General features: G+C 67.6%; 9 protein-coding genes. 2 read left to right on the forward strand and 7 right to left on the reverse strand.

Annotated elements, in window-relative coordinates; all coding sequences use genetic code 11:
- The 6 genes from Q8Q85_11610 to Q8Q85_11635 form a co-directional block, all read right to left on the reverse strand.
- Window positions 1–1,673: M14 family zinc carboxypeptidase (locus tag Q8Q85_11610; protein MDP3774901.1), on the reverse strand; the 1,673-nt coding region annotated here is incomplete at its 3' end.
- 86 nt (window positions 1,674–1,759) lie between these two features.
- Window positions 1,760–2,119, reverse strand: a complete 360-nt coding sequence (locus Q8Q85_11615) for an Hpt domain-containing protein (GenBank protein MDP3774902.1) — start codon at window positions 2,117–2,119, stop codon at window positions 1,760–1,762.
- A gap of 30 nt (window positions 2,120–2,149) precedes the next feature.
- The gene (locus Q8Q85_11620) at window positions 2,150–2,860 is read right to left on the reverse strand and encodes a helix-turn-helix domain-containing protein (GenBank protein MDP3774903.1); all 711 of its coding nucleotides are present in this window, start codon (window positions 2,858–2,860) and stop codon (window positions 2,150–2,152) included.
- Between the two features lie 48 nt (window positions 2,861–2,908).
- A complete protein-coding gene (locus tag Q8Q85_11625) occupies window positions 2,909–3,874 on the reverse strand; it encodes a hypothetical protein (GenBank protein MDP3774904.1) in 966 nt (321 codons plus the stop codon).
- A gap of 212 nt (window positions 3,875–4,086) precedes the next feature.
- A complete protein-coding gene (locus Q8Q85_11630) occupies window positions 4,087–5,022 on the reverse strand; it encodes an alpha/beta fold hydrolase (protein MDP3774905.1) in 936 nt (311 codons plus the stop codon).
- A 7-nt stretch (window positions 5,023–5,029) separates the two neighbouring features.
- On the reverse strand, window positions 5,030–5,929 hold the full coding sequence (locus tag Q8Q85_11635; GenBank protein MDP3774906.1) for a hypothetical protein: 900 nt from the start codon (window positions 5,927–5,929) through the stop codon (window positions 5,030–5,032).
- Window positions 5,930–6,032: 103 nt separating this feature from the next.
- Here Q8Q85_11635 and Q8Q85_11640 point away from each other — a divergent pair, with 103 nt between their 5' ends.
- Together Q8Q85_11640 and Q8Q85_11645 are read left to right on the forward strand one after the other, a co-directional pair.
- On the forward strand, window positions 6,033–8,051 hold the full coding sequence (locus Q8Q85_11640; GenBank protein MDP3774907.1) for an aconitase family protein: 2,019 nt from the start codon (window positions 6,033–6,035) through the stop codon (window positions 8,049–8,051).
- 51 nt (window positions 8,052–8,102) lie between these two features.
- On the forward strand, window positions 8,103–8,390 hold the full coding sequence (locus Q8Q85_11645) for a metalloregulator ArsR/SmtB family transcription factor (protein MDP3774908.1): 288 nt from the start codon (window positions 8,103–8,105) through the stop codon (window positions 8,388–8,390).
- Here the strand turns inward: Q8Q85_11645 and Q8Q85_11650 are convergent.
- On the reverse strand, window positions 8,387–8,659 hold a 273-nt coding region (locus Q8Q85_11650; protein ID MDP3774909.1), incomplete at its 5' end, for a hypothetical protein. The two genes, Q8Q85_11645 and Q8Q85_11650, sit on opposite strands and share 4 nt — an antisense overlap.

Genomic DNA, 8,659 nt, shown 5'->3' on the forward strand with positions numbered 1-8,659 from the left:
GTGGCCGGCACCAGTACCGCGCCACCGCGACCCGCGTCACCCGTCACCGCGCCGCGAGGCACCACGTCTTCGGCGATGAGCGTCATGGGCTGTGCCAGCGCCGTGGTGTCGGACACGGAATGCACCGCGACGTTCCGCAGCGGACCGAACGTCCACCCCGTGTCGTCGTAGGGCGGTGGATCACTGGCGCGGTAGGTCTGGATGCCCAGCAGGTTTCCCGCGAGGGGACCGTACGGCTGGTCCATTCGCACCAGGTAGTCACCCTCGGCGACCGTGACGCCGCCCGCGGTGAACCCCCTTGTGGCGCGGTGTACCTCGACGCCCTGCAGGCGCAACAGGTTCACCATCTCCGCCGCCTCCACGCGTCGAGGCTGAACCGCGGGAACATGCCAAAGGTTGGGAGATCCGGAGCGGCCGCGCTCGACCGCGCGCCGCGACTTGATCCAGAAGTTCTCCAGGAACCGCTGAGCATTGTCCGCGACGTAGCTCTCGGCGAGCAATACGCCGGACTGCTGGTAGTTGATGTTGTTGCGGATGCACCAGCGCACGCCGTCCAGCGGCGGGTTGGGCCGGAACCACTCGATGGAGCGCTGGCGCTCGGCGATGCGGGCCGTGTCGCACTCAGCGCCGAAGGACGTGTACGTTTCGTAGAAGCGCCCGACCGCGTTCCGCATCTGGGCGATGAACATCATGTAGTTGGGCGACCACCCGTCGTAGAAATCGTGGGTCCAGACGCCCGGTAGCCCGCGCTTGGTGAGTTCGGTGATCTCGTGGAACGCGAGCGAGTTCCACTCGCCTATCTGGATGGGGTCTATGGCGCGATTGTACGGACCCGTGCCGGTGGACGTGTAGAGGAACGGCAAGGACTCGTGAAGGTCGTGCAGCACGGTCGGGTGCCAGTAGAAGAATTGCGCGAGCATGTTGCGGGTGAGGACCTGCGATAGCACCATGCCGTCGCGGTTGTTGTCGTGCGCCGTGTACCTGCCCCAGTAAACCAAGGGAGGGCGCACGCCGCTGTGCCGCCGTCCGTAGTTATAGACGTCCACCATTCGATCGCGACCGTCCACCTCCTGGACCGGCGTGATGAGCGTGACCACGCGCTCGCGAATTCCGCGGATGAGCGGAGTGTCCTCCACCACCAGACGATAGGCCAGCTCCATCAGCATCTCGGGCGAACCGGTCTCGGGCGAATGGATGGACCCGGTGAGGTGGTAGACGGGCTTGCCCTGGGCGATCAGGCCGCGGGCGTCCGGCTCCGTGAGGCCGCGAGGATCCGCCAGACGCCGCGTGATGTCGCGGTAGCGGTCCAGATCCGCGATGGTGGCGGAATCGGCGATGGCGACCGTGATCATCTCGCGTCGCTCATCCGACAGTCCGGCATCGAAGATCCGCACCCGCGGCGAGGCCGCCGCCAACGCCCGGAAGTACCGGTTGATCTGGGCAACGTACCCCAGCCGGCCGATGGTGCCGGGGACGTAGCCGAGAACGTCGAGTGGCGACGGCACCCGCGGATCGTCGGGCAGGTGGTCGGTGAGCTCGGTGTTGAATCGCGGTTGGGAGGTCAGCGCTCGAATCTGTCGCGTGTAGGCGGTGTCCAGCGGTTGCTGCGCGAGCAGCATTCCGGCGGCGAGCGGCGCGCAGAGCGCGCTCACCAGAACTGCGATCGGGCGCATGGCTGACTCCGAAAGAGGCGGACCGGCAAGCGGGCGAGCGAATGTGCGGACGGAACGGGCACGATGCAAGCGGAGCGAACGTCGATCTAGCCGGGGGCGGGGTCCCCTCGAGCCGACGCGTCGGCGAACTCGTCGGCGACACCCTGGACCATCGAGCGCAGGGTTTTCTGCTCGGCGGCGGAAACAGGCGCCCCGGACTCCAGCAGCCGCTGCGCCTCGTGCTCGCCTGCGCGGCTCTTCGAGCTGAGTTCGGGAAAGCCGTACGAACCGCCTGAGCCGGCGAGCTTGTGTAGCGCCCGGCGCAATTCATCCAGCGCACCGCTGTCGCCGTTCTCAGTGCGCTCGATAAAGGCCCACAGCTCGGCGACCCGTTCGGGCGCGTCCCCGAGATACTCGACCCGAAGCAGCCGGATGGTTTCGGCCAGTGCGTCGTCACCGTTCGTCACGCGGCCCCCTATCCGTCGGCAGGAGGAATCCTACGCCGGGCCAGAGGCGGAGGCTAGTTCGCGGCGCAGCAGATGCCGAAGGAAGGGTACGACCCCCGCCGATCTCGTCGCCAACCCAAGGGCGGAGCCGTCTGCGCCGATGGTCCCGCACACCGAGGCAGCATGATCGGCAACGACCAGCAGCGGTCGCCCACCCCAGTAGGCGATCAGTTCCTGTTCGGGGACCGAACGTAGCGCGGCGCCCCGCGGCGCCGGCGCTCCGAGCGCCAGGGCACGCAAGGTCACGTGTCGAGCGGCGAGGCGTTCGAGCGCCGGGTAAAGCGTCGAGGCCCAGGGTCCCAGCACCACCAGCACATCTTCCTTGGCAGCCGTGATGCAGTGCCCGGCGCGGATGAGCAGCGATGAGACATCGGTGATGGCCTCGGGGTCGGGCCGATCCTCAACGGCGCCACTGAGTGCCAGCTGCTTGAGCTGCGCCTCCAGCTCCATCAGGCTCCGGCGACTTGCCCGTTCGAGCTCGACGATCAGGGTTGAGGCCGGTACCGCGATGAAGCGCGCCGGCTTCGTCGCGGTGCGCCGAGCCGCCCCTCGTCGAACCAGCCCGTCCAAGGCTTGGTATGTGTTAGCTCTGGCCAGTCCGGCGGCTCGAGCTACGCCGTAACCGGTGGCCGGCCCTGCCGTTAGGAGGGTAACGTAGACTTTGGTTTCGGTGGGCGTGAAGCCGAAGGGCTCAAGGAGCATGATAGTAGTAGTTATAACTACTACCACAAAAGTCAACCACAGACCATGCTAGCGTGCGGTAAGCTCCCAGCCGGCGATCCGCGCGATCAACGCCATCCGGAAAGTAACGTCCGCAAGTCGCGCCTCGGCCCGTTTGGTATCCACTTCGAGCGGGAACGCGTGGTAGGACCACGGAGCCTTGCGCTTGGGCATGGTGCGCAGGTTCCTGGGGCGCCAAACACCTTCGCCGTCGCACTCCCGAAGCAGCCGGCCCCAGAGCTTCGCGGCGCCTGGTGAGTGGTGCATCACGCCGAGCCGGGCCAACAGTTCCAGCCAGTACAGCGCGAACGGCAGGTCAGCGGCCTGGCCGGATGCGCGTACGTGCAGCGGATCCCCAAGGAGCAGGAAGTTGGGCTTGAGCGCCTTTTTACCGCAGACTACCGTGAAGGTCTTCTTCGTCGCGGCGCTTTGCAGGTAGGCACTCAGGCGCTCGACGAGGCCTGCACGCTCGCGCTGCACGGCCGGCAGGTAGGCCATGAGCGCCACGGAAAAGATCGTCGGCGGGTGCGCGCCAGGATGAAGAACCCAGAGGCGCCCGCTCTTGGCGAACGGGTCGTTGGCGAGCTCGCTCCTCAGGAACTGCGACAGTGCGTTCGCGATCCGGTGGGCCGCGCCTCGGACCCGCGGATCCTCACCCAACCCGGCGTGCGCCAATGCCGTTGCTGCCGCCTCGCGAACGACTTCCCGGATCCACGGCTCAGCTCCGGGTTCGGCCGCACCGTACTTTCGGTACTCGAAAAGCAGGCTCGGGTCGTCGTCACGCGAAAGCAACCTGAAGAGCAGCCGACTCCCCAGCCTGCCCGCGCGGCTGTCTTGAGTGGAACCGAGCTCGACCAGCCTGCGGTACTGGTGGATCGTCCCGACGTCCTTGATGCCTGCGGCCTTGTTCGGCGAGATCCCGAGAAGGTTGCCGCCCCAAGCGCCGTCGGACTTCTGCTTCTTTCCGACCTGGCGCACGCCGGGATACTGATCCATCTCGGCTCGCAGGCCGTCCAGCTGGGCGGCGCCGAGCGTGCCCGGGAAGATTTCCGTCGCCGTGCGATACCGGATTGCCGGGCAAGCGTTCGCGAGTAGCCAGGAAACAGGAACCTGGTGGGATGTCGGCAGGGGGTGAGTCAGGGAGCCGCCTCCTCGATGCCGAAAGGGGTCAGTTGGCGCGCAAACTTACGCAGTTGCCGTGGTTTAGGCTAGTGGTCGCCAGGCGACTGGAGGTCTGGAAGCCGCCTGAGGAATCCAGCGATCAGGGCTGCCACTTCGGCGGGTCGCTCGACATGCGGGCGGTGCCAGCTGCGGGCTACGACGTGGAATTCCGATGTTGGCAGGGCGTTGGCTAGTGCCCGGCCGAGTTCTACCGACACGGTGAGATCGTATTCGCCCCACAGGATGATAATTGGCAGCTGCAGCCGTCTCGCTCGGTCCGGGCTGATATAGAAGAAATCGAATTCCCGCAACACAGCTTGGAGCGCAGTGACGTAATCGGCATCGGTCGCTGGATTGTACGCCATGGCGCTGTCCGACTCTGCCAGCCAGGCCGGATCATGAGCGCCCGCGAACCTCATCCGGAATGCCTCGTATCCGGCAATGCCGCGGCGCACCAGGTCGCGGTTCCTCTCGCTCGTGGCGCCGGCTCCTCTCAGCCACGGTGCGCTCACGACCGCCGGATCGATCATCGCGAGACCGCGGACGCGGTCGGGAGCGGCCACTGTGACGGCTGCTGCCACGGCGCCTCCCATCGAGTGGCCAACGAGCACCGCGCGCCGGATGTCGAGGGTGTCCATCGCGCGGAGGACTGCTGACGCCAGGGAGTCTGTCGAGTATCCGGTGCGCGGCTTGGACGACGAGCCGAAGCCGGGCAGGTCGAGCGCAACCACGTCGGCTTCCCGCGACAGGCGGTCGAAGACGCCTTCCCACGCGAGCAGCGACTCGCCGAATCCGTGCAGCAGAACGACGACCGGCCCGGCGCCCGCCCTGACCGCCCGTAGCCGCAGGCTGCCTGAGCCCACGGTGATGGCGCGGTGTGGCGGCGCGAGCGGCTCGCTCACCGGTGAGGAGGTTGCCAAGCCGGCGACGGTCACGGCGCCGGCCACCAGAACGGCTCGGCGCAGCCGCCCGAAGAAAACCATCTCCTGTCTACTGCCCGAGGCCGAGCACCCGGAGCCGCGTCAGCAGAGCCCGACCAGCGGTTCCGCGTTCCGAGGTGAGCACCAGAAGATCGGGCCCGTCGAACGCCACCCCTTCTCCCTGCGACTCGACGACCGGGATCGGTATGCCATCAGGCGGGGTGAGGGGCACATCGAAGGCGCCGGCCCTGCGCCGGAAGAAGTGCATGCTGACGTAAGTGCGCACCGCGAGCACGTCTCCGCTCGGGGAGAGCGCCGCTCCGGTTACGAGCCGTCCGCGCACGAGGTTGACGCTGATCGGGAGCGTGCCGGCGAACTCGAGCAGCGCCGCACCGTTGCGGGTCGGGAGCCGGGTCTGAAAAACGCTTGGCGGGCCGGTGCGGTCCTTCGTCACGATCATCAGGATCCGTCCGTGGGCGACAACGAGCGCCTCGGCGTCGTGGGGACGGTCGGGATAGCGCAACACGATGGAGTCCAGTGGGCCAACGGAGCGGAGCGTATCGCCGGGGCCGTCCGGTGGGTCGGGTTCCGGGACGCGGTAGACGACCACGTAGGGCCGGGCGCCGGCGTTGTCCCCGATGTCGGCCACGTAAAGACAGGCGCGGGAGGTGACGACGCACGGCGCGAGGGTCAAGTCCTCCCAGTCAACGTTCTGCGCGGCAGTGACGCGCACGTAGCCCAGATCCCGGCCGGCCGAGTCCGTGGCGAAGAGGATCGGTTCGTTGCCCGAATCGTTGATGGTCCAGTACACGCCCCGGCGGCGAAGGCTGGCGGTGACGCCGGAGCTTTCGCTGAGGCGAGGTGCGACCAGGACCGCGGTGTCGAGGAGCACTATCTGCGGCCTCTCCTGGGCCGCGGCGGAGGCGGCGCACCAGGTGAGGATGGCGACGAGCTGCGAACGAGCGGTCATGGGCCGCGCAGCTTACCCGCTTGGCTGCGGCGCCGCAATCCTTGCCGGTCCGCGCGCGCCCGGGCATCTTGGGCGCATGCCTGCATCGCTTCTAGAGCGGCCAGTGGCGCGGCGGCCGGATCAGGTCCACCTGTCGGGGCGGATCCTCTTCCTGTGCGATGATGCGGACCTCGTGACCCGTCAGCTAGCCGGAGAGGACCTGGAGTGGACGCCGGCCATGCGGCTGCGCGATAACATCTCCACCGACGAGATCACGCCGGCCTACATCTGCTACTACTTCGACGAGACCCTCGGCGAGTTCCCGTACCTCGGCCTCAAGGCCGGTGACCAGTTCCCGATCACGCGTGGCAGCGTGAAGCGCGGCGGTTTCGTGGCGTCGGTGGCGGGGAAACGGCGCGGCAAGGGCAGCTCCCGCGAGCAGTCGCCGTACGCCGAGATGTGCGCCGGCGTCCAGCTGGTCGTGGGCGAGAGCATCGAGCGCATCTACCACGAGAACTGCCAGAACCTCGGCGTCCTCACCAGCACCGATTTCTCGGTGCTCGAGCGGCTGAAGAGCGGCGAGCCGATCCCGCTTTCGGTGTTCATGCAGGGCGAGGGTGAGATCACCCGCGGCATCATCGAGTACGGAGGGCTGTTCAACTACAACGTGGCGCGCCTTCAGGGAATGGTGCGCGTCCCGCCGATCGCGACGCCGCGCCGCCCGATGACGATCGGCGAGAAGATCTTCGCGCGGCACTGGGTGGTGGACGCGGCGGCGGGGAAGATCGGGGTGCCCGCGGTGAGGCCGGGCGACGAGGGGTTCGTGGTCACCGACATCCGGTTCAGCCACGAGTACGTGACCCCCATGGCGGCGATCTTCTTCGAGCAGTTCGTCGGCGAGGACGAGCCGCTCAACGACCCGTCCTCGATCTTCTTCTTCCGCGACCACCTGACGTTTCTGGACCAGGCGATGCGCCCCGAGCATGTCGAGATGGGTCTGCTCGACGTCGCGGCCCAGCTCGAGAAGAAGCAGCGCGAGTTCGCCACGGCGAAGGGCGTGAAGCTTTACGGCCAGCTCGAGAAACGGCTCAACGTCATGGGAGCGCTCGCCGCCACGGGCTCCGAGGCGATATGTCACTCGAAGATCCTCGAGGCGCACGCGCTCCCGGGCCAGATAATCATCGGTAGCGACTCCCACACGCCGCACGCGGGCGCGGTGGGGTGCATAGCGTTCGGCGTCGGCACGACGGCGGTATTCAACAGTTGGATCACCAAGGACGTGAGGGTGCAGGTGCCGAAGTCGTTCCGGGTCACGGTCCGGGGGCGGAAGCCGGACAACGTGACCGCGAAGGACTTCATGCTCCAGATCCTTCGGCACCCGTACGTGAAGATCGGGGACGCCATCGGCCAGATCGTCGAGTACGCGGGCGACGCCGTAGAGGCGCTGAGCGTGGACGAGCGCGCCACCATGACCAACATGGCCGCGGAGGTGGGCGCGTTCACCGGCATCATCGCGCCGGACGGCAAGACGGTGGACTATCTGGTCGAGGCGCGCGGCTTGGACCGCGCCGAGGCCGAGCGCCTGTGCGAGGGCCTCGTCTCGGACCCCGGCGCCGAGTACGTCAAGGAGATCGACCTCGACGCGTCGACGCTCAAGCCGATGGTCGCGCTCCCCGGCGACCCGGGCAACGGCCTATACGTCGAGGAACTTGGCGGGCCGGTGAAGATCGACATCGCGTACGCCGGCTCCTGCACCGCCGGCAAACGCGAGGACATGGACATGTACGCGCGGGTCTTTCGGGAAGCGGTGGAGCGGGGAGTGAGGGTGGCGCCCTGGATACAGTGCTACATCCAGTGCGGCTCGCAGGACGTCTTCCGGTACTGCCAGGAGCGGGGTTACGACCAGGTGTTCCGCGAGGTGGGCGCGACGTTCATCGAGCCGTCGTGCGGAGCCTGCATCAACGCCGGACCGGGGGTCTCGCGCCAGAAGACCGACGTCACCATCTCGGCGATCAACCGCAACTTCCCGGGCCGCTCCGGGCCGGGCCAGCTCTATCTGGCCTCGCCGTACACGGTCGCCGCCTCGGCGCTGACGGGCTACATCACGGTGTGGGAGTCCGAGCGAGCTACCGCCCCGGTCTAGGCTGGCAGCGTCGCTCTGGCGCGGCCGCTGCGTTCATCGTAGTTATACGATATGGCTACCCTCGGCTTCGATCCCGGGCTGCGCGTGGCGAGGATGTGCAAGGCCCTCGGCCACCCCGCCCGCGTGGCCATCGTGCGGTACCTGAAGTCCCGGCGCGGCGCACCTACCTGCGGTGAGATCGTCTCGCAGCTACCGCTCTCCCAGTCCACGGTCTCCCAGCATCTGCGCGTGTTGCGGGACGCGGGCTTCGTCACCGCCCAGGACGAGCCTCCCAGGGTTCGCTATCGACTCGAGCTTCCCGCGCTCGACGAGTTCCGCCGTGCGGTAGGTTCGCTCTAGCGCGCGGAGGTGCGCAGAGCGTTGAAGAATAGCGGGAAGGTCGCCTGGCTCTGGCCGCGATACTGGGGCCGGAAGCCGAAGAGGATCACCTTCCCACGGCCGCGTCGCACTTCGACGAGGGCCGCCTTCCCCGCGATCTGCGCTGGGCCCAGGATCCATCCCGACAGCAGGACGTCGGCCGGCAGGGCGGGGTAGCGGCCGACGACGCGGACGCGGCTCGGGTCTCGCACCTCGAAAGCCGGCCCCGATTCGAACCAGGCGATCGTGTC

It is taken from the genome of Gemmatimonadales bacterium (genome assembly GCA_030697825.1).
Lineage (GTDB): Bacteria > Gemmatimonadota > Gemmatimonadetes > Gemmatimonadales > JACORV01 > JACORV01.

Bases quoted from the DNA above. Each gene is read 5' to 3' on its own strand.
- Q8Q85_11620 (MDP3774903.1), bottom strand. From the start codon at position 2,860: ATGCTCCTTGAGCCCTTCGGCTTCACGCCCACCGAAACCAAAGTCTAC.
- Q8Q85_11625 (MDP3774904.1), bottom strand. From the start codon at position 3,874: ATGGATCAGTATCCCGGCGTGCGCCAGGTCGGAAAGAAGCAGAAGTCC.
- Q8Q85_11630 (MDP3774905.1), bottom strand. From the start codon at position 5,022: ATGGTTTTCTTCGGGCGGCTGCGCCGAGCCGTTCTGGTGGCCGGCGCC.
- Q8Q85_11635 (MDP3774906.1), bottom strand. From the start codon at position 5,929: ATGACCGCTCGTTCGCAGCTCGTCGCCATCCTCACCTGGTGCGCCGCC.
- Q8Q85_11645 (MDP3774908.1), top strand. From the start codon at position 8,103: ATGGCTACCCTCGGCTTCGATCCCGGGCTGCGCGTGGCGAGGATGTGC.